At 37.2% G+C, this 24,873-nt stretch carries 27 protein-coding genes; 11 read left to right on the top strand and 16 right to left on the bottom strand.

What is annotated here, in order from left to right; all coding sequences use genetic code 11:
• Nucleotides 1-2: 2 nt before the first annotated feature.
• Nucleotides 3-269: a YihD family protein gene (locus DV356_RS00660; protein WP_005648308.1), complete on the bottom strand. Its 267-nt coding sequence runs from the start codon at nt 267-269 to the stop codon at nt 3-5.
• Between the two features lie 64 nt (nt 270-333).
• Here DV356_RS00660 and mobA point away from each other — a divergent pair, with 64 nt between their 5' ends.
• On the top strand, nt 334-912 hold the full coding sequence (gene mobA, locus DV356_RS00655) for a molybdenum cofactor guanylyltransferase MobA (RefSeq protein ID WP_118806382.1): 579 nt from the start codon (nt 334-336) through the stop codon (nt 910-912).
• A 137-nt stretch (nt 913-1,049) separates the two neighbouring features.
• Here mobA and DV356_RS00650 read toward each other — a convergent pair whose 3' ends face one another.
• The 3 genes from DV356_RS00650 to DV356_RS00640 all read right to left on the bottom strand — a co-directional run bounded on the left by DV356_RS00650 (nt 1,050) and on the right by DV356_RS00640 (nt 4,217).
• Entirely contained in the window at nt 1,050-2,042 is a 993-nt protein-coding gene (locus tag DV356_RS00650) for an amidohydrolase family protein (RefSeq protein WP_005648312.1), read from the bottom strand.
• A gap of 197 nt (nt 2,043-2,239) precedes the next feature.
• Nucleotides 2,240-3,997 (bottom strand): DUF3413 domain-containing protein, encoded by a 1,758-nt coding sequence (locus tag DV356_RS00645; protein ID WP_118806381.1) that lies wholly within the window; start codon nt 3,995-3,997, stop codon nt 2,240-2,242.
• 1 nt (nt 3,998) lies between these two features.
• Complete coding sequence (locus DV356_RS00640) at nt 3,999-4,217, bottom strand: YejL family protein (RefSeq protein ID WP_005625990.1); 219 nt, start codon at nt 4,215-4,217, stop codon at nt 3,999-4,001.
• A gap of 125 nt (nt 4,218-4,342) precedes the next feature.
• Here DV356_RS00640 and yejK point away from each other — a divergent pair, with 125 nt between their 5' ends.
• From yejK to DV356_RS00625, 3 genes are all read left to right on the top strand, one after another.
• A complete protein-coding gene (gene yejK, locus DV356_RS00635) occupies nt 4,343-5,359 on the top strand; it encodes a nucleoid-associated protein YejK (RefSeq protein ID WP_005652457.1) in 1,017 nt (338 codons plus the stop codon).
• Between the two features lie 65 nt (nt 5,360-5,424).
• Nucleotides 5,425-5,838 carry an outer membrane protein assembly factor BamE gene (gene bamE, locus DV356_RS00630; protein ID WP_005693190.1) on the top strand — a complete coding sequence of 138 codons (414 nt, stop codon included), beginning with the start codon at nt 5,425-5,427 and terminating at the stop codon, nt 5,836-5,838.
• Between the two features lie 53 nt (nt 5,839-5,891).
• A complete protein-coding gene (locus tag DV356_RS00625) occupies nt 5,892-6,575 on the top strand; it encodes a response regulator (RefSeq protein ID WP_118806380.1) in 684 nt (227 codons plus the stop codon).
• Nucleotides 6,576-6,840: 265 nt separating this feature from the next.
• On the opposite strand, the gene epmA is transcribed toward DV356_RS00625, so the two are convergent.
• Nucleotides 6,841-7,812 (bottom strand): elongation factor P--(R)-beta-lysine ligase, encoded by a 972-nt coding sequence (gene epmA, locus DV356_RS00620; RefSeq protein WP_032826703.1) that lies wholly within the window; start codon nt 7,810-7,812, stop codon nt 6,841-6,843.
• 210 nt (nt 7,813-8,022) lie between these two features.
• On the opposite strand from epmA, the gene frdA reads away from it, so the two are divergent.
• Genes frdA through frdD form a run of 4 tightly spaced genes read left to right on the top strand, consistent with a single transcriptional unit; the run spans nt 8,023 to nt 11,363 of the window.
• Nucleotides 8,023-9,822 (top strand): fumarate reductase (quinol) flavoprotein subunit, encoded by a 1,800-nt coding sequence (frdA, locus tag DV356_RS00615; RefSeq protein WP_118806379.1) that lies wholly within the window; start codon nt 8,023-8,025, stop codon nt 9,820-9,822.
• Nucleotides 9,815-10,585 carry a succinate dehydrogenase/fumarate reductase iron-sulfur subunit gene (locus tag DV356_RS00610; RefSeq protein ID WP_005639269.1) on the top strand — a complete coding sequence of 257 codons (771 nt, stop codon included), beginning with the start codon at nt 9,815-9,817 and terminating at the stop codon, nt 10,583-10,585. Before frdA ends, DV356_RS00610 begins: the two co-directional genes overlap by 8 nt.
• Nucleotides 10,586-10,595: 10 nt before the next feature.
• Complete coding sequence (frdC, locus tag DV356_RS00605) at nt 10,596-11,006, top strand: fumarate reductase subunit FrdC (protein WP_005652451.1); 411 nt, start codon at nt 10,596-10,598, stop codon at nt 11,004-11,006.
• A gap of 12 nt (nt 11,007-11,018) precedes the next feature.
• A complete protein-coding gene (frdD, locus tag DV356_RS00600; protein WP_005648338.1) occupies nt 11,019-11,363 on the top strand; it encodes a fumarate reductase subunit FrdD in 345 nt (114 codons plus the stop codon).
• Between the two features lie 105 nt (nt 11,364-11,468).
• On the opposite strand, the gene mtgA is transcribed toward frdD, so the two are convergent.
• From mtgA to DV356_RS00545, 11 genes are all read right to left on the bottom strand, one after another.
• Nucleotides 11,469-12,209 carry a monofunctional biosynthetic peptidoglycan transglycosylase gene (gene mtgA, locus DV356_RS00595; protein ID WP_074039539.1) on the bottom strand — a complete coding sequence of 247 codons (741 nt, stop codon included), beginning with the start codon at nt 12,207-12,209 and terminating at the stop codon, nt 11,469-11,471.
• Nucleotides 12,196-12,501 (bottom strand): trp operon repressor, encoded by a 306-nt coding sequence (gene trpR / locus DV356_RS00590; protein WP_005629736.1) that lies wholly within the window; start codon nt 12,499-12,501, stop codon nt 12,196-12,198. Before trpR ends, mtgA begins: the two co-directional genes overlap by 14 nt.
• Before the next feature lie 37 nt (nt 12,502-12,538).
• A complete protein-coding gene (locus DV356_RS00585) occupies nt 12,539-14,320 on the bottom strand; it encodes a transglycosylase SLT domain-containing protein (protein ID WP_118806378.1) in 1,782 nt (593 codons plus the stop codon).
• A 15-nt stretch (nt 14,321-14,335) separates the two neighbouring features.
• Entirely contained in the window at nt 14,336-14,632 is a 297-nt protein-coding gene (locus DV356_RS00580) for a YciI family protein (RefSeq protein ID WP_005648344.1), read from the bottom strand.
• 16 nt (nt 14,633-14,648) lie between these two features.
• On the bottom strand, nt 14,649-15,113 hold the full coding sequence (gene yciA / locus DV356_RS00575) for an acyl-CoA thioester hydrolase YciA (RefSeq protein ID WP_005652441.1): 465 nt from the start codon (nt 15,111-15,113) through the stop codon (nt 14,649-14,651).
• Nucleotides 15,113-15,670, bottom strand: a complete 558-nt coding sequence (locus DV356_RS00570) for a septation protein A (RefSeq protein WP_011272232.1) — start codon at nt 15,668-15,670, stop codon at nt 15,113-15,115. Before DV356_RS00570 ends, yciA begins: the two co-directional genes overlap by 1 nt.
• A gap of 5 nt (nt 15,671-15,675) precedes the next feature.
• Complete coding sequence (locus tag DV356_RS00565) at nt 15,676-16,410, bottom strand: hypothetical protein (RefSeq protein WP_105877868.1); 735 nt, start codon at nt 16,408-16,410, stop codon at nt 15,676-15,678.
• 145 nt (nt 16,411-16,555) lie between these two features.
• Nucleotides 16,556-17,566 carry a galactose/methyl galactoside ABC transporter permease MglC gene (gene mglC, locus DV356_RS00560; protein WP_118806377.1) on the bottom strand — a complete coding sequence of 337 codons (1,011 nt, stop codon included), beginning with the start codon at nt 17,564-17,566 and terminating at the stop codon, nt 16,556-16,558.
• Nucleotides 17,567-17,582: 16 nt separating this feature from the next.
• Complete coding sequence (gene mglA, locus DV356_RS00555) at nt 17,583-19,103, bottom strand: galactose/methyl galactoside ABC transporter ATP-binding protein MglA (protein WP_005652432.1); 1,521 nt, start codon at nt 19,101-19,103, stop codon at nt 17,583-17,585.
• A gap of 65 nt (nt 19,104-19,168) precedes the next feature.
• Nucleotides 19,169-20,164, bottom strand: a complete 996-nt coding sequence (mglB, locus tag DV356_RS00550; RefSeq protein ID WP_005663075.1) for a galactose/glucose ABC transporter substrate-binding protein MglB — start codon at nt 20,162-20,164, stop codon at nt 19,169-19,171.
• A gap of 144 nt (nt 20,165-20,308) precedes the next feature.
• Nucleotides 20,309-21,307, bottom strand: coding sequence for a substrate-binding domain-containing protein (locus tag DV356_RS00545; RefSeq protein WP_005652428.1), 999 nt, complete (start codon nt 21,305-21,307; stop codon nt 20,309-20,311).
• 207 nt (nt 21,308-21,514) lie between these two features.
• On the opposite strand from DV356_RS00545, the gene galT reads away from it, so the two are divergent.
• From galT to galM, 3 genes are all read left to right on the top strand, one after another.
• Entirely contained in the window at nt 21,515-22,564 is a 1,050-nt protein-coding gene (galT, locus tag DV356_RS00540; protein WP_118806376.1) for a galactose-1-phosphate uridylyltransferase, read from the top strand.
• 76 nt (nt 22,565-22,640) lie between these two features.
• Nucleotides 22,641-23,795 (top strand): galactokinase, encoded by a 1,155-nt coding sequence (galK, locus tag DV356_RS00535; RefSeq protein ID WP_118806375.1) that lies wholly within the window; start codon nt 22,641-22,643, stop codon nt 23,793-23,795.
• A gap of 9 nt (nt 23,796-23,804) precedes the next feature.
• The gene (gene galM / locus DV356_RS00530) at nt 23,805-24,827 is read left to right on the top strand and encodes a galactose-1-epimerase (RefSeq protein ID WP_118806374.1); all 1,023 of its coding nucleotides are present in this window, start codon (nt 23,805-23,807) and stop codon (nt 24,825-24,827) included.
• Nucleotides 24,828-24,873: the final 46 nt, after the last annotated feature.

Here is a 24,873-nt window from a genome sequence, read left to right as displayed (position 1 = left end):
TCTTATTTAATGATACCGCGAGCACGGAGCAATGCGGTTTTAAAATCTTCTTCGTAATCTTTTTTGAGACCTGGAATTGGCTCATATTTATCTGTACCATCCATTTTTAACTGATAAATAATCACTTCATCAGTTAATTCATTTAATGGTTTTTGGAAACCTGATTCATTGGCAATTTTTTGCAAAATTTCCATTAAGCTCAAATCCGAGTCTTTAGACCAATAAAACTGTAAAAGTTCCAAAACTTCATTTAAACGCTTACATTTCATTGCTATTTCCTTTTTAATCGTAAAAAATAGGCAAATGATACTTGAAATAATGATAGATTAAAATATGACAATTACAATAAGCGCGGTAATTTTGGCAGGTGGCAAGGCTCGTAGAATGGGCGGGCAAGATAAAGGATTACAGATTTTAGGTAAACAATCTTTAATTGAACATGTTATTAATCGCTTACAACCACAAATTCATCAGATTTCAATTAACGCTAACCGAAATCAAACAGAATATGCAAAATTTGGCTTTCCTGTTTTCTCCGATGAACTGCCCGATTTTCAAGGGCCATTAAGTGGCATGCTAACAGCTCTAGAAAAGACAAAAAGTGACTTTATCCTTTTTACACCTTGTGATACGCCTTTTTTTCCTATGAATCTTTTAGATAAACTCAAAAGTGCGGTTAAAAATGACCGCACTTTAATTGCGTATGCTTGCGATGAAGAACGTGAACATCCCGTTTTTTGTTTAATGTCCGTTCAGCTAAAGGAAAAATTGCGACACTATTTAGCATCGGGTGAACGACGCCTTTTACAATTTATGAAAGAAAATGGCGGGATTTCAGTAAAATTCACGAAAAAAGAAGGAAATTTCGAGAATTTTAATACGCTAGATGATTTAAAGAAAACAGTCATCTAACCGAACACTAACAAAAGTGCGGTTTATTTTTATTATTTACGAGCACCAAATATCGCAATCAATTCTTTCACTTTTACGCGTTTTTCTGGGTTTTAAATAGTTATGGTAACTAGCTGGCTTAAACCCACCATACGCAACTAAATTAGCTCTAGTCCTAACACTTTACGACCGTTAATACTTGCGATATTGACCATTTCATCTAAGTGAGGGAAACGGCAACCCGCAGCTAATAGGCTTAATTCTTGCCATAAATCGCCTTCACATAGAGGAACCATGTAATCACAAATATTATCTGTGCCTAGGGCAACAGTGATACCTTCGGGAATCATTTCATCTGCTGGCGTGAGCGCATTGTGGAATGGCATAAGATCTTCTTTGCGATTACTGTCAATCCATGCCATCGGACAGGCTATCATCATCATTTTGGCTTTACGCATTTTTTCGTAAAGTTTGTAGCGATATTCTTTTGAATGTGAGCCAATGGAAATACCATGGATACCTACAACTCGCCCCTCCATTCCGTGTTCAATGGTTTTGTCGCAAAGTTGCTCGGTTTCTTTTTCACTTGGATTGTTGAATTGGTCTACATGTACATGACACATAATTCCAAGAGATTTGGCCTTATCTAACAAGATATCCATCGCTTCTAAGCCACGTCCATAATCCAATTCATCACGATATGGTAAGCCGCCAATCATATCTACCATTTCTGCACCAATATCAAACCATTTGCGCGCAGTGGGTTCGATTACCCCTTTTAAAGTTTGATTGGCAAATTTTAAAATAATGTCATGTTTATACACTTCGCGGGCTTTGTGTGCGGCAATAATTGCACGATCTTCACAAATTGGGTCTATATCGACAAAAGTACCAAATGCGGTTACACCTTGGGATATCATTAATTCAATAGATTGGCAAAAACGTGCGTAATAATCATCAACACTGGAAGTGCGTTTTACTTCATCCACTAAATCCCATTTTTGTTGCAAATTACTACTATGATAAATCCCAATTTTCTCTGGCGTCATCGTAAAAGCGCGGTCAGCATGAGCATGGGCATTTACCCACCCGCCTTTTTTGATAATTTCATCGCGAATATAGGTTTTAAAACTACGAACATGGCTTTTCATACAAACTCCGTAAAAAAGAAAGGATAAAAAGACGAGAATGTATATTAATTGAAAGGTACTGTAAGTACGGCGAGAAGCATTATGATAATGTTATGAAAAACTCACGGATTTTCATTAATAACATTTTTCAGTCTTAAACTGAGGCGTGAGTATAAAGACTTAAGGGCAAAAAATCCATTCTTTTGTGCACTTATAGATTATTTTTCAAAGAAGAAATTTTGTAATTGGAAGGCTTCTAAGAAGATTCCAAGTGGCGGTCTGTCTGAAGATTGCTCGATATAATCTTTATCGAATTTTTTGTAATTCCCTTTGCGATCAATGTGATATTGTGTTCCATCAGGTTGAATCACCACATTCCAGAGGAAATTAGAGGCAAGTACCCAGTCATCCCCCTTAAGATCAAAGAGATTGCGTCCCTGACTATAATCCATCAACGGGTTTTCTACACGGAATACTGTCTGCATTAACGCAGAGAAAATATCCGCATGATTACTTAATCCATTTTGTTTACCTACGGGTAAATCTTTCCAATATACAAGCAATGGCACTTGAATTTCATCACGCCCAAAGTAGTTTTCTCGCTCTTTTTGATTCATTTCATTAAAGGTTAAACCATGCTCTGACGTGATGATGACTAATGTATTTTCAAGCGGTGTACTTTCTAACGCTTTTGCTAAAAGAGAATCAATGTCTTGCAAAGTGCGGTCATAATCTGATGGGTTTTTAGCCTCCAAGGCTAAATCCAAATAAGCAAACCAAGGTGAGTCAGTTTTTTGTGCTTTAATAAAATCATTAAGATTTTTTACCGCACTTTCATTATTTGGTTTGTTGGTTTTATTCGATGAAAGTTTTATTTCACGAAATAATGCTTGGCGGAAGATGCTATCTTTGAAATTCGTAGCAGAAAATAAACCCAATTGATAATTTTCAGCACGTAATTTTTCGATTAAAACAGATTGGGTATGATTGCTTAAAATGCTATCGGTGTAATTTGCATTTAGCCCGTAAAATAACCCAATTAAGCCTGCGTTATTACTATTGCCTGTGCTGTAATGATTAGTAAATTCCGTTGAGCTTGTTGCAAATTTAGCAAGTTTTGGCATCTTTTCATTAGAAATCGCATCATGGCGTAAACCCGAAACCGTTACGAGCAGAATATTAGGTTTGTGCGTAATTGGTGCGTAAGTGAGTTCTTTTTTCGGATAATCAATTTTTAAGGCATCTAAACGACCTTCTTGCGCCAATTTTTGCGTATATTCTTCCCCATCCAAGAAACCGTGTTTTTCTAAAAAAGAACGAGCTGTCATTGGATAAGATAAAGGGAAATTAGAGCGTTGCATAGTGATCGGACGATACAAATAAGCATCTGCCCAAGCATAAATTAAATGTGTCGCAATGAACGTTGTGGTTAAGAATATACCAGTGCCTTTTAGCCATTTTTGGCGTTCAAGACTACGTAATTTTTCCCAACTCCAGCGAGAAAATAACATTTGTGCCAGTAAAATTATTGGCATTGGTGCAAAGAAAATTTGCCAATCGCGTGACATTTCACCATTTTCTGGATTGACCAGCAAATTCCATACAACAGAGGATAAATGCAGATTAAAACGATTGAAAACGGCGGTATCAAATAACAATAAGGTTGTACAAATCGTGGAAAAAATCACGGTTAATCCGCGAAAAGTGCGGTGATTTTTAACAATGAAACTCAGAGGAAAGACAACGAGTAAGTACAACGCAAAAACGTTGAAACTGAAATGCCCGAGCAAACTCACAAAGAAATAAAGTTTTCCTGCGAGAGTATCTGGCCAGTCAATGATAAAGGCATAACGTGCGCCAATAAGAATAGCAACAATGATATTAAAAAAGGCAAACCAATGACCCCACGAAATTTTTCGTGAAACGTCATCGCGGTATTGTTTGCCACTGAAGGTGCCTTTTTTAATCCATTTCATATTAACGTGTTTTTACCGCATTAATTAAGGAATTCGAAAACGCTTGAGCTAATGCCTCACGTTGAGTTTGTGGCACGCTGGTGGTTAATAAATTACTCGCCATGTTACCCAATGCGATTAACGAAAGATCTACAGGGGCTTTATGTTTTTCTAATACTGCGATCATATCGTTTACAATCGCACTTAATTGAGCATCAGAATATTTAGAATGTTGAGCCATAATGTTAAAAATAAAAAAAATTTGGCTTATGATACCCGATTATTTGGTAGAACCTAAATAATTTCTTTTTTCTTGCTTAAAAAGTGCGGTTATAATTTGCGGCAAATTTTTCAAAGGTGACAAAAATGAGTATTACCGTTAATCAAATTGTTTTGCATCAGTTAGTCAAAAATGTGGATGGCGACAGTATAAAAATGGAAAGCGTATTTCGCGACGAGTTGCTGTCCATTACACCAGAAGTAGAACAAATGATGTTGCAATTGCATCAAGGCTATCAAAATAAAGCGAAGGCTTTTGGCGTGTTTCAGGAAAAGTCTATATTTGCACAACATTTAAATCGTTTATTAGAGCAAGAAATTGAATTTTTAGGTTTTAGTCAATATTCAACAAAATTGCTTGCAGATGAGCTAGGTAAATATAACTTTGCGGAAAGTGGCACCTTGATTTTATGTCAATATAATTTCTTAGCGACAGATTATTTGTTTATTGCATTGCTTGATAGCCGTCATAGTATGTTAGTCGATGAGCATTTAGATATTCGCCGTACAGAATATTTGGATATTACTCAGTTTGATATTGCGGCACGGATAAATTTGACGGATTTGCAAGTAAACGCGAACTCTAATCGTTATTTAACCTTTATAAAAGGCCGTGTTGGTCGCAAAATTAGTGATTTTTTTATGGATTTTTTAGGTGCCGAAGAAGGATTAAATCCACAAGTTCAAAATCAATGTTTATTGCAAGCTGTGAGTGATTACTGCGATCAAGGCGAACTCAACAAAGAGCAAACTCAAGCGGTAAAAAAACAAGTGTTTGAATATTGTAAAGGTCAGCTTTCAAATGGTAACAATATTGAATTAAGGGAACTTTCTGATTCATTACCCACTCTAAACGAACAGCCTTTTGTCGTCTTTACGGAAAAACAGAATTATGGTTTGGAAGAGAGTATTCCACCAATACGTTCAACATTGAAATCGCTAACAAAATTCTCTGGGTCAGGAAAGGGCGTTACCCTAAGTTTTGATGCGGAATTATTAAATACACGTATTCAATGGGATCCTATGACAGATACCCTAACCATCAAAGGCTTACCACCAAATTTAAAAGATCAATTACAAAAGGCTTTAAAATCAGAGAATTAATTTGGAAATACACCCAATTTTGGATATTATTTGACAGAACTTTTGCACAAATTAAGGTAAAGAAAATGCAAGTTAAAACACTTTTAGGCGCAACCTTTTTAGCATTAAGCCTCGCTTCTTGTTCCACCGTTGAAAAAGTTGTATATCGAATTGATGTACCGCAAGGCAATTATTTAGAGGCGACTACCGTTGCGCAAGTTAAAGAAGGCATGACCGCCCAACAAGTACAATATTTGTTGGGTACGCCAGTATTAGTCGATCCTTATAATAGTCAGACTTGGTACTATGTGTTCTTACAACAACGTGCCTATGAAACGCCAGTTCAACATACTTTCACAGTAAAATTTGATCAACGTGGGATTGTGACAGAAACCCATCTTGATAAACCTTTACCACAGGTTTCACAACAAGGCGAAAATAACACCATTATTGAAACAGGTGAGAAACCAAAATCAAGCTGGTGGAAATTCTGGAAATAATCTTTTTATTTTCACCGCACTACAATAAGAATAATTGGTAAAAGGAATCTCCAATGTCAAAACTCTTACTCGTTGATGATGATATTGAATTAACTGAACTACTTTCTACACTTTTAGAACTTGAGGGTTTTGACGTTGAAACTGCAAATAATGGATTAGATGCATTACAAAAACTCAATGAAAGCTATAAACTGGTTTTACTTGATGTAATGATGCCAAAGTTAAATGGTATCGAAACATTAAAAGAAATTCGTAAAGTCTCTAACGTGCCAGTGATGATGCTAACAGCAAGAGGCGAAGACATTGATCGCGTATTAGGCTTAGAATTGGGAGCGGATGATTATTTACCCAAACCTTTTAACGATCGTGAACTTATTGCAAGAATTAAGGCGATTTTGCGTCGTAGTGCATCTCCTTCAAATAATATATCAAATGTAGAAATCCTTTCTTTTGACGGAATTACTCTCCACTTTTCTCACGGAATTGCAACCTATAATGAAGAAAATCTAAATTTAACGGATTATGAATTTAAGATTCTTTGTTTATTGCTTAAATCTAAGGGAAATGTGGTAAGTCGAGAAGAATTAAGTTTAGAAGTAATGGAAAAACCACTCACTCCATTTGATCGTTCTCTTGATATGCACATCTCTAATTTAAGACGCAAATTACCAAAACGAAAAAACAAGCCCTCTTGGTTTAAAACTTTACGCGGAAAAGGATACGCTTTAGTTACCTAATTTTTATGAAATTAGGTTATTTTTTCAATTTAAATCAACTCACTATCCAAACATTTCTTATGTTTTGGTTTTCTTTTTTTCATAATGATGAGCCTTGTGATCACTGTACCTAATTTCGATCTCAGAATTTATTCCCCCATTAAAAGAAGCGAATATTGTTAATTATCAAAAAGAAATATTAGGCGGGCTATCAATGAATATAAAATTGCCATTATGGATCACCCATTAAATAAAAATGATGACAATTTTTACCGCACTTTTACCTTTAAGCATTGTCCACAGCAAAAGAAATAACGTCATTAATTTTTTCACAATCTAAAGCGATCATCATTAAACGATCTATTCCTAATGCGACACCTGAAGCATCTGGCATACCCGCTTCTAAGGCAGCAAGAAAGCGTTCATCAATTTCTCGAGTAGGCAATTCACATTTTTGTCTTTGTTGATTATCTAATTCAAAGCGATGACGTTGTTCTTGCGCATCGGCAAGTTCGTGAAAACCATTGGCTAATTCTAAACCTTTATAATAGAACTCAAAGCGTTCTGCTACCCGCTGATCTTCTGGGCTTACTTGTGCTAGAGCTGCTTGTGTTGAAGGGAAATGATACACGGCAATAGGTCGTTCTTTTCCAATTTGAGGCTCAACGACTTCACTAAATAAAAACTGTAATAACGTATCGCGATCTTCATTATCTTCAGCCATAAAATTATGTTTACGTGCTGCTTCAATTAATTCTGAACGTTCTGCTGACAAGGGATCTAAGCCTACATATTCTTGGAAAACAAATTGGTAGCTTAAACTTTCTGCAGGTGGACAATCTAAAATTTGTTGGAGCAAATCATCTACCTCATTAATTAAACGATGCATATGAAAGTGCGGTCGATACCATTCCAACATAGTGAATTCTGGATTATGGCGATTTCCAGCCTCTTCGTTGCGAAACACTTTACTGATTTGGAATATCGGCCCACTGCCTGCAGCAAGCAAGCGTTTCATATGATATTCAGGGCTTGTAGAAAGCCAAAGTGTTTTGGATTGATTATCAAAAGGCGCAAGAAATTCCGTGCTAAAGGTGGAAAGATGTAAATCAGTGACGCCAAATTCACTTAGAACAGGGGTCTCTACTTCAAGCAAACCGCGTTCTGTAAAAAATTGACGAATTTCAGCAATAATTTTTGCCCGTTTAAGAAGATTTTTTATATCAGCAGAAGGTTGCCAATGATTAAGTGCGGTCATTTTTAATCCTGTTTTAAAAATTTTGCACATTGTAAACGAGAGCTACTCTCAACTCAATCTTAGCTTTTTTGAGGTAGATCACAAAATACGATCTTTTCCATCTTTAGACATAAAAAACGTTATTAATTTGTAACAAAAAATGGCACAATGCCCACACAATATTACCCTTTTAGGGGATTTATTTTTACTTTCTATTGATTGGAGGATATCGTGCAAACAGTTAATGTCGATATTGCGATTGTTGGTGCTGGTGGCGGTGGTTTACGTGCAGCGATTGCCGCAGCAGAAGCAAATCCTAACTTAAAAATTGCATTAGTTTCTAAAGTATACCCGATGCGTAGCCATACTGTAGCAGCAGAAGGTGGCGCAGCGGCAGTTATCAAAGAAGAAGATTCTTACGATAAACACTTCCAAGATACCGTTGCTGGTGGGGACTGGCTTTGTGAGCAGGATGTAGTGGAATATTTCGTGCAACATTCCCCTGTAGAAATGACTCAATTAGAACGTTGGGGATGTCCTTGGAGCCGTAAAGCTGATGGCGATGTAAACGTACGCCGTTTCGGTGGAATGAAAATTGAGCGCACTTGGTTCGCTGCAGATAAAACAGGTTTCCACTTATTACACACACTTTTTCAAACTTCTATTCAATATCCACAAATCCAACGTTTTGATGAACACTTCGTATTAGATATTCTTGTTGATGATGGCCATGCTCGTGGTATGGTTGCAATGAACATGATGGAAGGATCACTTGTTCAAATTAATGCCAATGCGGTTGTTATCGCAACTGGTGGCGGTTGTCGTGCATTTAAATTTAATACCAATGGCGGCATTGTAACAGGTGACGGCTTATCTATGGCATATCGTCACGGTGTACCACTTCGTGATATGGAGTTTGTTCAATATCATCCAACAGGCTTACCTAATACGGGTATTTTAATGACTGAAGGTTGTCGTGGCGAAGGCGGTATCTTAGTGAATAAAGATGGCTACCGTTATCTTCAAGATTACGGTCTAGGTCCTGAAACGCCAATTGGCAAACCGCAAAATAAATATATGGAACTTGGCCCTCGTGATAAAGTTTCTCAAGCATTCTGGCAAGAATGGAAAAAAGGTAATACCTTAAAAACCGCGAAAGGCGTAGATGTGGTGCATTTAGATTTACGTCATCTTGGTGAAAAATATTTACATGAGCGTCTGCCATTCATTTGTGAATTAGCAAGTGCTTATGAAGGTGTAAATCCAGTAAATGAACCAATTCCAGTTCGTCCAGTTGTTCACTACACCATGGGCGGTATTGAGGTTGATTTTAACAGCGAAACACGTATCAAAGGTTTATTTGCTGTAGGAGAATGCGCATCTTCAGGTTTACACGGCGCAAACCGTTTAGGATCTAACTCTTTAGCTGAACTTGTTGTGTTAGGTCGCGTTGCTGGGGAATATGCAGCACAACGTGCAGTTGAGGCTCAATCTGTAAATCAAAGTGCGGTTGATGCTCAAGCAAAAGACGTTGTTGCTCGCCTAGAAGCTCTTCACAAACAAGAAGGTAATGAATCTTGGTCTGAAATCCGTGATGAAATGGGTACCGTGATGGAAGAAGGTTGTGGTATTTACCGTGACCAAGCAAGTATGCAAAAAGCAGTAGATAAAATTGCAGAGTTAAAAGAACGTTACAAACGTATTCGCGTATCAGATAATTCAAGCGTGTTCAATACAGATGTGCTTTACACCGTTGAGTTGGGTTACATTCTAGATGTTGCGCAATCTATTGCAAATTCAGCGATTGAACGTAAAGAATCTCGTGGTGCTCACCAACGCTTAGATTACACAGAACGTGACGATGTAAATTATTTAAAACACACACTTGCTTTCTACAGTGAGAATGGTGCGCCGCGCATTGAATACAGTCCGGTGAAAATTACTAAATCTCAACCTGCAAAACGTCTTTACGGTGCGGAAGCAGAAGCTCAAGAAGCAGCTGCGAAAGCTAAGGAGCAAGCAAATGGCTAATTCACCAGTAATGAATGTTGAAGTATTACGCTACAATCCTGAAATCGATCAAGAGCCACATTTAAGCACCTATCAAGTACCTTATGATAATCAAACTTCATTGCTTGATGCGTTAGGCTATATTAAGGATAAACTTGAACCATCTCTTTCTTATCGTTGGTCTTGCCGTATGGCGATCTGCGGTTCTTGCGGGATGATGGTAAATAACAAACCAAAATTGGCTTGTAAAACTTTCTTACGTGATTACAGCGGCCATATGCGTATCGAGCCATTAGCAAACTTCCCTATTGAACGCGACTTAGTGGTTGATTTAAGCCACTTTATCGAAAGTTTAGAGGCTATTAAGCCTTATATTATTGGTAACGAAGCACCAGCATTAGATGGTAAACCACATCCATCGAAAGAATTGCAAGTTAGCCGTACTAAACAAACGCCAGCACAGCTTGAGAAATATCGTCAATTCTCAATGTGTATCAACTGTGGTTTATGCTATGCCGCTTGTCCTCAATTTGGTTTAAATCCAGAATTCTTAGGCCCAGCAGCGATTACAATGGCACACCGTTACAACCTTGATAACCGTGACCATGGTAAAGCAAAACGTATGTCATTATTAAATGGTAAAAACGGGGTTTGGAGTTGTACTTTCGTTGGCTATTGCTCAGAAGTTTGTCCAAAACATGTGGATCCTGCTTCTGCAATTAACCAAGGAAAAGTGGAAAGTGCCAAAGATTATGTTATCTCTATGCTAAAACCAAAAGGCTAAGGGGGAAGGAATGTCAGTAACAGTGAGTAAACGTAAAAAATATGTTCGTCCAATGACAGCGACTTGGTGGCAAAAATTGGACTTCTACAAAGCCTATATGCTACGTGAAGCGACTTCAGTCTTTGCTGTATGGTTTTGTATTGTATTGCTTTATGGTGTTCTTTGTCTTGCAAGCAATCCAATGCCAGGCTTAGGCATATTGAGCTTTATTGAGTTTTTAAGAAACCCTATTGTGGTGTTCTTAAATATTATTACGCTTATCGCAACGCTTTATCATACGGTGACATATTTCTTAATGACACCAAAAGTGATGAATATCATTGTGAAAAATGAACGCTTACCACACACAGTTGTAAGAAATGCACTTTGGGCGGTAACCGCATTAGTTAGCGTGATTGCGTTAGTTTTAGTTTATATTTAAGGGAGAGAAAAAATGGTTGATCAAAATCCAAAACGCTCCGGCGAACCGCCAGTATGGTTAATGTTCGGTGCAGGTGGCACAGTGAGTGCAATTTTCCTTCCTGTCGTTATTCTAATCATCGGTTTGTTATTACCATTTGGTTTAGTCGATGTGCATAATTTAATTACTTTTGCTTATTCTTGGATTGGTAAATTAGTTATTTTAGTGCTTACTATTTTCCCAATGTGGTGTGGTTTACACCGTATTCATCACGGTATGCACGATCTTAAAGTACATGTGCCAGCTGGTGGATTTATCTTTTACGGTTTAGCCACAATTTATACCGTTTGGGTATTATTTGCGGTAATAAACCTGTAATAAAAATGTTATAAATAAAAAAACGAGTCTTAGACTCGTTTTTTATTTTATATATTAAGTAAATATTTTTTAGTTTGTTTTACTTTAGAAATTCGATTGCATTTTTTATAAATCGCTCAAGTATTCAGTGCCTAAATTTCCCATTTGTCTCAAAATCCAAGTTTGTTTTTTACGAACTAATAAGCTTGGCTTATTTACTTTATAAATGATTGGATTGGGCAACACAGCAGCTAAAAGTGCGGCTTCATTTTGAGATAAATTTTTAGCTGATTTTTTAAAGTAATAGCGACTTGCCGCTTCCACACCAAAAATGCCGTTTCCAAATTCCGCAATATTTAAATACACTTCTAAAATACGTTTTTTCGACCAAGTCAGCTCAAGCAACATAGTCGCTGGAACTTCTAAACCTTTTCGTAGCCAATTTTGTCCGTGCCAAAGCATTAAGTTTTTAGCAGTTTGCTGGGAAATAGTTGATGCCCCTCGGATTCCTTTGTTAGATTTTTCGTTATACCGAACTGCTCGTTGGATAGCCTCAAAATCAAAGCCTAAATGTTCAGGAAAACGCTGATCTTCTGATGAAATCACAGCTAATTGAATGTTTGGAGAGATATTTTCTAGGCTAACCCAGTCATATTGAATTTGATATCGAAAATCGCCTTGTAAAAGATTAGCGATTTTTTGTTGTACCATATAAGCGGAAAATGGAATAGGTACAAAGCGAAAAATCAGCAACAAAGCAAAAACGGCGAAAAAAAAACAAAAGACAACTCGCTGCCAGTTTTTTTTCCACCATTTAGGACTAAATAAGTGAGAGAGTGCGGTAAAAATTCGCTTAGTTTTTTTCAATGAGATCAAGATGTTGTTTCATCCATTGCATAAAATCAGGATCCATCGTTTTAATCATATTGGAACCTCGAGTGATTGTGGCGGCACTTGTATTCAGATTTTGTTGAATTTCACGCTGAGGCATATTTTTATCAATCAGCTGAGAGACAATCTGCAAGCGTAATCCTACAGCATCTCGTTCGTCTGCAGTTAATAATAAAGTTAGAAATTCCTGCGCTTTATTTTCTTCAAAGGCGATTTTTAGCATTTGAAGAAATGCATTCCATTGTTCTAAATTACGGCTGATATACATAATTATGCTCCCATTTTACACTATTAAACTAGTGCATTTAGTATAGCCGATTCAATTCTTCTTGGCTAAAGATTTGTGGGTTTTCTTTATTTTGCAAAATTTGATAGTAAAAATCATAAGCGACTACATTTTGCACATAACCACGAGTTTCATAAAAAGGAATAGATGCAACAAATTCATCTAATGCTAATTTTCCACTCGCGCGACTTAACCATTTTTCTACTCGATTTGCCCCTGCATTATAAGCGGCTGCAATCAATATTCGATTATTAGAATATTTTCCATTGAGTTCATTCAGATGTGCGGTACCTAGCAAAATATTATTCAATGGTTTGAATAAATCTTGTTCGCCTTGATAAGGTAGTTGATTATTCTCTGCAGTCAATTTTGCCGTACTTGGCAAAAGCTGCATTAAGCCCCGCGCATTTGCTGAAGATTGTGCCATTGGATTCCAAGCACTTTCTTGACGAGCGATTGCCATAGCAAAAGTTTTGCTGATATTCAAATTCTGTAATGCAGCATTGAAGTATTCAGAATAAGCATTTGGAAGACGAAGAGACAGGTAATCCCACGCTTTTGCCACAATAGAAGCATCAACAGCTAATTCAAACCATTGCTGATTTTTGGCATATTCAGAAAGTTTTAGCTGAGTTGTGAAATCAACATTATCAAGTAAAATTCGCCAACGTTGTTTTGCTAAACCATTTCGTCCAAGTTCTCTTAATTCTGTAATCATTGCAAAAACTTGCTTAAAAGGAAGTTGTTCAGCTTGAGTAAAACTTGGCACAATAGGGACATTCAGTTGATATGCTTGTTTTAATTGTGTAGCCGCTAACATTGGATAAAAGCCACGCTCTTTTGAAAGTGCGGTCAGTTTTTTGGTATTTTTTAATATATCTTGTTTAGCTTCCCAATAACGCCATTCTTGCTTACTTTTTGATTCGGCAGAAAGCAAATTTAGCCAAGAGGTTAATTCAGTTTTTTGCCAAATAGCCATTCGTAAACGGCGTTCGGTTAAATTATCAGTCTGTAATTGTCGGATTTGTTCATCACGCCATTTTTGAAAATCAGTGTTTTCATTATCAAAAAAGCGATTTAAAAAGGCTATTTTCCACTGTTTGATTTCATCTTCTGAGAGTTGCCAAGTATTTGCCCATTTTTGATAGGATTCAAAACTTAGGTTATTCATTTGTTCAGGTAGCGTTTTAAGATAACGTGGGAAAGCATCAATTAATACGGTTTTATCTAAAGTGTTAGGATCACTTTTTCTTACAATTTCAGCAAGTTGTTTAGGATTTTCTACTTGATTTTGTTCTTTTTGAACCCTGTTATTTTCTTTAGCATTATCTGAAGTTGCTGATGTTTGTTGTTCGTTTAACGTGGATAGTTTTTGTAATAAGGCTTGAAATGCTGGCGTCACAAAAGGGTAATTTTGTTGCACTAACGCATTGAGTTCATTTATTGCTTGTTGTTTTCCTTGAATATCATCATTCTGCAAAAAGGCGATTTTTGTCTCCCAAAATCGAGCAAGCAGATCATATTGCAAAGGGTAGCCTTGCAATGAGTCTATTAAGGTTTTTGTGATATTTTGAGTCGCTTCAGAAAATTGCTGGTTTTTTACCGCACTTTTTAGCAAACCTTCAACTTGCAAAAAGACTTCACGTTGTTTTAGACGTTTTAAATAATCTTGATGCTGTATTGACGCCCAGTTTTGTTTCTCTTGCTCAAGATTGATTGATGCTGTTGCCGTATTAGGCGAATCGACAAAAGCAGAAAGTGCGGTCAAAATGCAAAAAGAAATTAAAGCGACTTTTTTCATATTACGTTATTTAAATTAAAAGACTTTTTTAAACGGCTTTACAATAACATCCGCATATACGCCAGCTTCTACATAAGGATCTTGTGCAGCCCAGTCTTTTGCCGCTTGTAGATTTTCAAATTGAGCAATAACGGTTGAACCTGTAAAACCAGCTTCACTCGGATTTTCATCATCAATTGCAGGATTTGGGCCTGCTGTCAGTAAGCGATTTTCCGCTTGAAGTTGTTTTAAACGAGCCAAGTGTTGCTCGCGTACGGCAAGACGCTTTTCTAACGTATTGGGAATATCTTGGGCAAAAATAACATAGTACATAATGATTTCCTTTTATTTACAAGGGTTGTTCTGAAATTAAGGCTAATGCTTTTTCTAACTCTTGGTTATTTTCACGGGGAATCGTGCGAGAGCGACCATTATTATCAACTGCAACAAAAGTAAATACCGCATCGGTGACACAATAACGTTCGCCAATTGGCTCACTCGCCACTTTTTTTACCCATACTTCTACTTTAATTTTAATGGAAGAACGCCCAACTTTGAGACATTCACCGTAGCAACAAACAACATCGCCCACAGAGATTGGTTTGATAAAATTCATACTTTCAACGGCAACAGTAACCACGCGTCCGTGTGCGATTTCTTTCGCTAAAATCGCGCCGCCCATATCCATTTGAGACATAATCCAGCCACCAAAAATATCTCCGTTAGCATTGGTGTCAGAAGGCATCGCCAAAGTTCGTAGTAAAAGAACTCCTTTTGATTGGCGACCATTTTTATCAGTAAAATTGGCAGACATTATTTCTCTCCGTCTTTTGAATTTGAGCCATCTTTAGGCAAATAACGATAAATATAAACTCCCGAAATAATGGTTGCAATCACTGTCATACCAATAATTCCGAAAGATTTGAAATCAACCCAAGCCTCTTCCGACATATTATGGCTGATATAAATATTTACCAACATACAAATAATAAAGAATAATGCCCAGCCAAGGTTAAGTGTATTCCAAGCCTTTTCGGGCAGTTGTAGCTCTTTACCAAGTAACTTTTTGATTAATGGGGTTTTAAATTGAAATTGTGCGACGAGCAAAACAATAGCAAATAAGCCATTGATAATTGTCACTTTCCATTGCAAATAGCGGATTTCATTAAAGTAAGCGGTTAAAAGTCCAAAAAAAACGACCGCACTTGCCATAATTTTCTGTTGTTTTTCAACTATTCCGTATTTCCATTTTAAAATCACGATCTGCAAAATTGTTGCAACCACTAATACGATGGCTGCTTCACGTACACCACCGAGTTTGTAAGTGATAAAAAATAAAATTAAAGGGATAAAGTCAAGGAGTTGTTTCATATTGATTAATCCTTCATAAATAAGCTGTAGAAACGATAAGTCACTACTAGCATGAAAATATTAAGTAATGCGGTGAAAATGCCTATTACCATATCAAATATAGCATTATTGGAAAATGCGCTTAATTGGAAAATAAGAATTGGCACGAGAAAATAAACCAGTAGGGTGTAAATAAACAATACGCCTTTTCGAGTATTTCCTTGCATCCAAATTTTTCGGATAGTTTGCGAAAGTGCCTCTTGAGTAGAAAGATAATGTACTACCGTTAAATTTAAACGGACAAAGAACCAAACGCCAACAAGCATCGCGATAAGTGACATAATAGAGGGCGATTTTTTTGTGAGTAATGCAGCAAAGGCTTCACCAAGACCAAGTAACATTGGTGCAACCATTAATAGATCTAACAGAATTACGCCTGCAAAACGGCGCAAGGTAAGTGAGAAGGTTTCACCTAAAGTGCGGTAATTTTGTAGGCTAATTTTATGGATTGAGGTTAATCCCCAAGCTGCAATAAAGCTCGTTAAAATTTGAGTGATTGCAACTGAAAAGATAAAACTTGTGATATCTGTATTGGCGAGATTTAATACATCATTTTTATTTTCATCATTAACTGAAAAACTTAAAAGTGCACTCGCGCTTTGCACAATAAATAAAATTGCGACAAATTGCAGCATAATTTTTTTCTGATTACGGAAGAAATTCCAACTGTCTTGCAATACTTGTGTAAAGTTAATTAGCATTTTTTTCTCTCTATGAAAATGGTGGCGCAATTATACAGGGTTTGCCGATTATTGCATAAATATCCTTAATTCAGAATTGAATAGATAAAACAAAAGTGGACAAATTTGCCCACTTTTCATTCATTTTATTAAGATTGCGTCAGCTTTATTTTTTCTTCGCATATTTTAACGAGTCAATGGCTACCGCTAGAATGATAATGCTACCTTTAATGATGTATTGCCAGTAAGGGTTTACACCGATGTAAGTTAAACCGTAGTTGATAACAGTAAAGATAATAACCCCAGTGATAACACCAATTACTGTACCTACCCCACCAGCAAAAGATACACCACCCACTACGCAAGCGGCGATAGCATCTAATTCATACATAAAACCTAAGTTGTTAGTTGCAGAACCGATACGACCCGCTTCAAGCATACCACCAAAGGCATAGAACATACCTGCAATCATATAGATTGCAACTAAGTTACGTGCAACGTTTACACCAGATACTTTAGCTGCTTCTGGGTTACCCCCAATAGCAAATACGTTTTTACCGAAACGAGTTTTGTTCCACATAATCCATACTAATAATGCTGCAATAGCTGCATAAATCGTGATGTAAGAGAGTTTAAAGCTGCCGACTCGGAAGAATCCTTGAGCAAATGTTGAGAAATTTTCACTAAAACCTGCGATTGGAGAACCACCTACAGCATCATAGTATAGTGAGTTGAAACCATATATGATGATCATTGTACCCATGGTTGCGATGAATGGAGTTACATTTAAGTAAGCGATAACTAAACCATTCACTAAACCAATTACTGCACCGATAGCACAAACTGCGAGAATAACCATTGGAATTGGTATTTGTCCCATTTCAGGGAACACGCGGTTAATATTTTCCATTGATTGCAACATTGTTGCAGAGATAACTGCAGCCAAACCAACTTGACGACCTGCAGATAAGTCAGTCCCTTGTGTAATCAATAAACCCGCAACCCCTAAAGCAATAATTAAACGTACAGAAGATTGGGTTAAGATGTTACTGAAATTGACTAAATTTAAGAATGTCGGATCTTGTGCAATGATGATGCCGAGCAAAATCAATAACACAAAATAAATCGCATTTTGTTTTAAGAGATCAAAGGATTTGTTTTTTTCTAAGGCACTCATAATTCATTCCTTATGTTTATAAATATTTTGCCGCGAGTTGCAAAATTTCTTCTTGCGATGTTTTTGCGCTTTCAACGATACCTGCTAATTTACCGTTACTCATTACTAAAATGCGATCAGTCACACCCAGTAATTCTGGCATTTCTGATGAAATCATAATAATGCCTTTATCTTTTTTAGCGAGTTCTTGAATAAGTTGGTAAATTTCAAATTTTGCCCCAATATCGATACCACGAGTCGGCTCATCTAGCATCAAAATTTCAGGTTGAGTTAAAAGCCAACGACCAATAATGACTTTTTGTTGGTTACCACCAGAAAGAGAACCAATTGTAGTTCTGTGTGATGGTGTTTTAACATTCATTGAATCAATTACCCACTGGGTATCACTTTTCATCTTCTTCGTGCTAAGTAATTTCCACGGAGTGAGATAAGATTTCATATTTGAAATCAATGAATTAAACTCAATACTTAAATTAGAATAAATCCCCGTTGAACGACGCTCTTCAGTAACCAATGCAAAGCCATTATTAATCGCTTCAAGTGCGGTATGATTTTTCACAGTTTTTCCGTGTAACTTAATCGTTCCTTCGATTAATTCACGTACGCCAAAAATAGCTTCAACGATATCGGTACGTTTAGCCCCCACAAGTCCTGCAATACCGAGAATTTCACCTTTGCGTAATTCAAAAGATACGTCTTGAATGGATGGTTGATTTTTAGCGGTAAGATTTTCCACCTGCAAAATAACTTCTTTTGGCACGTTGGTTTTTTCAGGGAAACGCTGTGTTAATTCACGCCCTACCATCATTCCAACAATTTGTTCCATTGTAGATTCTTTCACGTTTACCGTGTTGATCCATTTACCGTCGCGTAAAATAGTAATTTCATCACAGATTTTGAAGATTTCATCCATTTTGTGAGAAATATAAATGATGCCGCAACCGCGTTGTTTTAATTTGTCGATAATTTTAAACAGATGCTCAACTTCTTTTTCAGAAAGCGAGGATGTTGGTTCATCCATGATTACGATTTTAGCGTTATACGAGAACGCCTTCGCAATTTCGATCATCTGCATTTGAGAAACTGAAAGTTTGGCGACTTTTTCTTTCGGATCTACATCAATATCCAATTCATCAAAAATCGCTTTAGTATCACGGTACATTTTGGCGTGATCAACAAAAGGACCTTTAAGTGGATAGCGTCCAAGCCATAAATTATCCATTACGCTAGTTTGGCGCACGAGGTTGAGTTCTTGGTGCACCATTGAAATACCATTTTCAAGGGCTTCTTTAGATGTTTTGAAATTGACGGGTTCGCCTAAGAAAAGAATTTCGCCTTCATCTTTGGCATAAATACCGAATAAACATTTTAGTAATGTAGATTTGCCCGCGCCGTTCTCACCCATTAAAGCATGAACAGAATGTGATCGAACCGTTAAGTTTGCGTTATCTAAAGCTTTTACGCCTGGAAAGGACTTGCAGACATTGGTCATTGTGAGCAGCACTTGGCTGTCTTGACATTGAGTTTGAGCTGTCATATCCAACCTCTTTAAAAAGGGGAAGATCCACTTCCCCTTAGATTACAACAAAAATTGATGGAAAATTATTTTAAGAAGTCACCTAAGTTGTCTTTATCCACACCAACATAAGGAATGCGTACAACACGATCTTTTAATTCCCATTTTGTGCCTTCAGTTGCAGATTTACCTTGTGCTAAATTGTTAGATAATTGAACAACTGCTTTACCTTGGTTTACACTATCGTTTAATACTGTACCCGCAAGTTCGCCTTTACTAATCAATTGTAATGCTTCTGGTAACGCATCCACACCAAAGATAGGTAATTTTTTACCGTGCGCTTTTGTTGCTTCTAACGCACCTAATGCCATACCATCGTTGTTAGAAATAATGACTTCAATGTCGTTCGCTTTAGAGCTAGATAACCAAGCATCTACTTTATCTTTCGCCATTGCAGCATCCCACATACCAGTATCAATAAATAATTGTTCAGTTTGGATACCTTTCGCATTAAGTTCTTCTACAACATATTTTGTACGCACTTCCGCATCTGGATGACCAGGTTCGCCTTTTAATAATACAAATTGGATTTTGCCATCTTTATTTAAGTCAAGAGCTGGATTCGCTTTCCATTGCTTTGCAATTAAATCCCCTTGAATTAAGCCTGATTCTTTTGGATCAGTACCTACATAGTAAGCCTGTTCATAAGAACCGATAGCTTTTGCACCAGGGTCTTTGTTAAAGAATACGACAGGAATATTATCTGATTTTGCCTTGCCAATAATAGTTGGAGCTGCCGCTGGGTCCACCAAGTTAATCGCAAGTGCTTTCACGCCTTTAGAGAGTAAGATATCAACTTGGTCATTTTGAATAGATTGTGCATTTTGAGAGTCATTCATTAAGAGTTTAATGCCACCGACTACTTTAGCTTCTTTATCAATTTCTTTGCGCATTAAAGACATAAAGTTATCATCATATTTATAAATCGTTACCCCAATACGATTATCTGCAGCAAAACTTGCAGATGCTGAACCTAATGCAATAGCGAAAGCGACGGTACTTAACACGGCTGTTTTTTTCATAATAACACTCCTATTTGGAAAGTTGATGTGGATAGATAAGGTTGTGTACATCATAAATAAATTATCGTAATTAATCTATGAGCAAATTTGCAAAAATGAAAATGATTACATAAAAAATTATGAATTTGTGATCCATGTCACAAATTAGCGCGATTCCACCGAAAAACGGCGTACCAAAGTAGGGTTAAATTGAACTACTGGAGGTGTAATTATTTTCTCGTCAGTTAGACTTAATGCTAATTTAGCCGCATAAGTTGCCATTAAATCAATAGGATAGCGAATTGTGGTTAATTTTGGGATCAAATAACGGGCAATCGGCATATCATCAAAACCAATAATTGAAAATTGGCTTGGTACGCTGATATTGTTTTCATTGAGAACTGAAATGGCTCCCGCCGCCATTGAATCGTTATAAGCAACGACAGCCGTAAGATTTTTGTTATAACTAAGTAAATCAATCATTGCTTTTTCGCCGCCTTCAAAGTCTGGGCTATTGAGTGTTATCGCCTGTTCAATGATGGGATAATTGTGATCTTTTAATGCGGCAAGATAACCATTTCTTCTTTCAACTTCATCAAAAATGGCGTGATTTGAACCGATATATGCAATATGTTGATGCCCATAACGAATAAGCATTTCCGTGGCTAAATAAGTGCCTTTTTGGTTATCTAAACTGACACAACGATGTTCATAACCTTTAATAACACGGTTAATGATTACCATTCCTTGCACAGTATTTAAATAATGGCTTAATTCATCATCAGATAAGGCTTTAGAATGTACAACAAGAGAACTACAACGCTTACGTAATAAGGTATTAATTGCTTCCCGCTCTTTTTCCGCATGATGATAACCAATACCGATAAGAATCGTTTTTTGATGTGCTTCTGCTACTTTATCCACCGCTTTCACTAAAATCGCAAAAAAGGCATCCGTCACATCGGTTACCACCACGCCAATTGTATCGGTGTTTTGCACGGCAAGGGCTTGAGCATTTGCATTAGGTTGATAAGCTAACTGTGCAATAGCTTGTTCCACCGCAAGGCGTGTATTTTCACTAACAGAAAGAGAGTGATTTAATACTCGGGATACGGTAGCGACAGATACATTGGCTAATTTAGCGACATCTCGAATAGTACTCATAACTTTTTCCTTGTTATAATCTATAAATCTTATATTTTGATCATAAATAATTTACGATAAATTGAAAGCGGTTACTTTCATAAGTATGAACTAAATCATAAAAAATTTTGCTTATTTTCTTATTTTGTGACAAAGATCACGGTTTATTTACAATAATTTAGTATAAATTAATGTAATCGTTTACATTGATAAAAAACAGGAGTCAAAATGACCGCACTTTTTGAACCTACAGAACATCCACATCGTCGCTACAATCCGTTAATCGATCAATGGGTTTTAGTTTCGCCACATCGTGCCAAACGCCCGTGGCAAGGGCAACAGGAAAAAGTCAATGAAGAACAAAAACCAAGTTATGATCCAACTTGTTATCTTTGCCCGAGTAATAAGCGTATTACAGGGGAATTAAATCCAGATTATCGTAAACCTTATGTGTTTAAAAATGATTTTTCCGCACTTTTAGAAGATACGCTAGCCCCTGAAAAATCCTCCGATCCTCTTTTCCAAAGTTCTCAAGCTCGTGGGGAAAGTCGAGTCATTTGTTTCTCTCCCGATCATAGTAAAACATTGCCATTATTGACCGCACTTGAGATTGAAGAAGTGATTAAAGTATGGCAGGAACAACTTCGCGAGCTTGGTGCGAAATACCAATGGGTGCAAATTTTTGAAAACAAAGGGGCAGCAATGGGGTGTTCGAACCCACATCCACATGGTCAAATTTGGGCGAATAGTTTCTTGCCAAATGAAGTTGCTCGTGAAGATCGTACACAACGTGATTATTTGCTAAAACATGGCTCAGTAATGTTGGTTGATTATGTAAAACGAGAATTGACGTTGCAAGAACGTATTGTCGTTGAAACTGAACATTGGGTCGCTTTAGTACCTTATTGGGCTATTTGGCCATTTGAAACATTGCTTTTACCAAAAACTCATGTAAAACGTTTAACTGAATTAAGTGACGAACAATCAAAAGATCTTGCGGTTATTTTGAAAAAATTGACGACCAAATACGACAATCTCTTTGAAACCTCTTTCCCATATTCTATGGGATTTCATGCCGCACCATTTAACGGCGAAGATAACGAACATTGGCAGTTACATGCTCATTTTTACCCTCCTCTTTTGCGTTCAGCAACCGTGCGTAAATTTATGGTGGGATATGAAATGTTAGGCGAAAACCAACGCGATTTAACGGCGGAACAGGCTGCAGAGCGATTACGTGCTTTGAGTGAAGTTCATTATAAAGAAAGAACTAAATAATATAGTCAGTTCCCCTCTTTCGCTTTAGCAAAGAGTGGTGCAGATCGAGTATAGATTTAATATAAAGGATAGAAATATGACCCCAATCCAAAATGCTCAACAAATTTTCAATAGACAGCATAAAAATTTGCCAGCTCTTACCGTCTATGCACCTGGCAGAGTAAATATCATCGGCGAACATACTGACTACAACGACGGCTTTGTTATGCCTTGCGCAATTAATTTTGGTACGGCCGTTTCTGGTACAAAACGAGATGATCATATTTGGAATGTTTATGCTGCAGATCTTGATGAAACTGATGAATTTTCTCTCAATGTTGAAATTCCTAAGAGTGAACACAAATGGGCTAATTACGTGCGTGGGGTGGTAAAATTTATCCAAGAACGTTACCCGGATTTTCAACAAGGTGCAAATTTAGTGATTTCTGGAAATGTGCCGCTTTCTTCAGGATTAAGTTCATCTGCAGCGTTAGAAGTTGCGGTGGGTAAATTCTGCCAACAACTTGGCGATTTACCACTTTCTCACACGGATATTGCATTGAATGGGCAAAAGGCTGAAAACCAATTTGTTGGAGCAAATTGTGGCAATATGGATCAGTTAATTTCCGCACTTGGGCAGGAAAATCACTTACTGATGATCGATTGTCGTAGTCTTGAAACCACGCCAACACCAGTGCCACAAGATGTCGCCGTGATTATTGTGAATTCAAACGTACCGCACGATTTAGTAACAGGCGAATACAATACTCGCCGTCAGCAATGTGAAGAGGCAGCAAAATTTTTTGGCGTGAAAGCATTACGAGATGTTTCAGTTGAGCAATTCCAAAAAAGAGAAGCAGAATTGACCGCACTTTCTCCGTTAGCAGCAAAACGCGCTCGTCATGTCGTAACAGAAAATCAACGAGTACTTGATGCAGTAGAAGCATTGAAGAACAATGATTTGACTTGTTTAGGTAAACTAATGGAAGCATCTCACGATTCAATGCGTGATGATTTTGAAATCACCGTACCACAAATTGATTATTTAGTTGAATTGGTTCAACTTGTTATTGGCAAAAGTGGCGGTGCACGTATGACGGGCGGCGGTTTTGGTGGCTGTATTGTCGCACTTGCACCGCATGATAAAGTCGATTCAGTTCGTAAAATTATTGCGGATAATTACGAGAAAACGACTGGTTTAAAAGAAACTTTTTATGTGTGTACCGCATCACAAGGTGTTCGAGTGATTTAAGAGAAAATGATGTTACAACAAACCACTTTTAATGCGCCTAATGGTGCACCTTATCAGCTTATAACCCTGCAAAATGAAAATGGGATGCGTGTTCAATTTATGGATTGGGGCGCAACTTGGCTTTCTTGTAAAGTGCCAGTAAATGACACATTACGCGAGGTTTTATTGGGTTGTAAGGTAGAGAATTATCCCACTCATCAAAGCTATTTAGGCGCAAGCGTAGGGCGTTATGCAAATCGTATTGCAAATGCACAATTTGAATTGAATGGCGAACTTATTAAAGTAAGTAGTAATCAAGGAAAGCACCAGCTTCATGGTGGAGAGGGCTTTGATAAACGTCGTTGGAAAATTCAAGAGTGCGGTGAAAATTTTGTGTGTTTTTCATTACATTCAGAGCATGGTGATCAAGGTTTTCCTGGTAATGTGGATGTGTCTGTAACCTATATGCTAACAGATGATAATAGCGTAAAAATTGAATATTCAGGGATCTGTGATAAGGATACCGCATTGAACCTAACGAATCACGCCTATTTCAATTTAGAAAATGCTGAGCAAGGCAGTGACGTGCGTGAACATACATTGCGTTTAAATGCTGATTTTTATCTACCTGTAGATAATGAGGGGATTCCTAATTCTCCATTAAAGCACGTGGTGAATACAAGTTTTGACTTCCGTATTGCTAAACCCATCAAGCAAGATTTTTTACAAGGAGAGCAGCAAGCAACAAAGGGTTACGATCATTCCTTTATTGTCAATAAGGCTTGGCAAAAGCCTTGTGTGTTACTAACCTCTCCAACTGGCGATTTAAGTTTGGAAGTAAGAACCTCGCAAGCTGCATTGCAGGTTTATACGGGTAATTATCTTGCAGGTACACCAACGAGAAATGGCGAATTATATGCCGATTTTTCTGGCATAGCACTAGAAACCCAATGTTTACCAGATACGCCTAATCATCCTGAATGGCAAAATTACGGCGGGATTCAAAAAGCAGGCGAGCGATATTATCAATGGACGGAGTTTAAATTTAAATAAGCCATTATTTATAATAAAAATGTCATTACAAGATCTATAAATTAGG

It is taken from the genome of Haemophilus influenzae, from assembly GCF_003494325.1.
Lineage (GTDB): Bacteria > Pseudomonadota > Gammaproteobacteria > Enterobacterales > Pasteurellaceae > Haemophilus > Haemophilus influenzae_I.
Note: the sequence above shows the minus strand (reverse complement) of the source record. Positions and strands in the feature narration are given on the sequence as shown.

Coding starts and splice junctions, on each gene's coding strand:
- DV356_RS00660 (WP_005648308.1), bottom strand. CDS start 269: ATGAAATGTAAGCGTTTAAATGAAGTTTTGGAACTTTTACAGTTTTAT.
- mobA (WP_118806382.1), top strand. CDS start 334: ATGACAATTACAATAAGCGCGGTAATTTTGGCAGGTGGCAAGGCTCGT.
- DV356_RS00650 (WP_005648312.1), bottom strand. CDS start 2,042: ATGAAAAGCCATGTTCGTAGTTTTAAAACCTATATTCGCGATGAAATT.
- DV356_RS00645 (WP_118806381.1), bottom strand. CDS start 3,997: ATGAAATGGATTAAAAAAGGCACCTTCAGTGGCAAACAATACCGCGAT.
- DV356_RS00640 (WP_005625990.1), bottom strand. CDS start 4,217: ATGGCTCAACATTCTAAATATTCTGATGCTCAATTAAGTGCGATTGTA.
- yejK (WP_005652457.1), top strand. CDS start 4,343: ATGAGTATTACCGTTAATCAAATTGTTTTGCATCAGTTAGTCAAAAAT.
- bamE (WP_005693190.1), top strand. CDS start 5,425: ATGCAAGTTAAAACACTTTTAGGCGCAACCTTTTTAGCATTAAGCCTC.
- DV356_RS00625 (WP_118806380.1), top strand. CDS start 5,892: ATGTCAAAACTCTTACTCGTTGATGATGATATTGAATTAACTGAACTA.
- epmA (WP_032826703.1), bottom strand. CDS start 7,812: ATGACCGCACTTAATCATTGGCAACCTTCTGCTGATATAAAAAATCTT.
- DV356_RS00610 (WP_005639269.1), top strand. CDS start 9,815: ATGGCTAATTCACCAGTAATGAATGTTGAAGTATTACGCTACAATCCT.
- frdC (WP_005652451.1), top strand. CDS start 10,596: ATGTCAGTAACAGTGAGTAAACGTAAAAAATATGTTCGTCCAATGACA.
- frdD (WP_005648338.1), top strand. CDS start 11,019: ATGGTTGATCAAAATCCAAAACGCTCCGGCGAACCGCCAGTATGGTTA.
- trpR (WP_005629736.1), bottom strand. CDS start 12,501: ATGTATATCAGCCGTAATTTAGAACAATGGAATGCATTTCTTCAAATG.
- DV356_RS00585 (WP_118806378.1), bottom strand. CDS start 14,320: ATGAAAAAAGTCGCTTTAATTTCTTTTTGCATTTTGACCGCACTTTCT.
- DV356_RS00580 (WP_005648344.1), bottom strand. CDS start 14,632: ATGTACTATGTTATTTTTGCCCAAGATATTCCCAATACGTTAGAAAAG.
- yciA (WP_005652441.1), bottom strand. CDS start 15,113: ATGTCTGCCAATTTTACTGATAAAAATGGTCGCCAATCAAAAGGAGTT.
- DV356_RS00570 (WP_011272232.1), bottom strand. CDS start 15,670: ATGAAACAACTCCTTGACTTTATCCCTTTAATTTTATTTTTTATCACT.
- DV356_RS00565 (WP_105877868.1), bottom strand. CDS start 16,410: ATGCTAATTAACTTTACACAAGTATTGCAAGACAGTTGGAATTTCTTC.
- mglC (WP_118806377.1), bottom strand. CDS start 17,566: ATGAGTGCCTTAGAAAAAAACAAATCCTTTGATCTCTTAAAACAAAAT.
- mglA (WP_005652432.1), bottom strand. CDS start 19,103: ATGACAGCTCAAACTCAATGTCAAGACAGCCAAGTGCTGCTCACAATG.
- mglB (WP_005663075.1), bottom strand. CDS start 20,164: ATGAAAAAAACAGCCGTGTTAAGTACCGTCGCTTTCGCTATTGCATTA.
- DV356_RS00545 (WP_005652428.1), bottom strand. CDS start 21,307: ATGAGTACTATTCGAGATGTCGCTAAATTAGCCAATGTATCTGTCGCT.
- galT (WP_118806376.1), top strand. CDS start 21,515: ATGACCGCACTTTTTGAACCTACAGAACATCCACATCGTCGCTACAAT.
- galK (WP_118806375.1), top strand. CDS start 22,641: ATGACCCCAATCCAAAATGCTCAACAAATTTTCAATAGACAGCATAAA.
- galM (WP_118806374.1), top strand. CDS start 23,805: ATGTTACAACAAACCACTTTTAATGCGCCTAATGGTGCACCTTATCAG.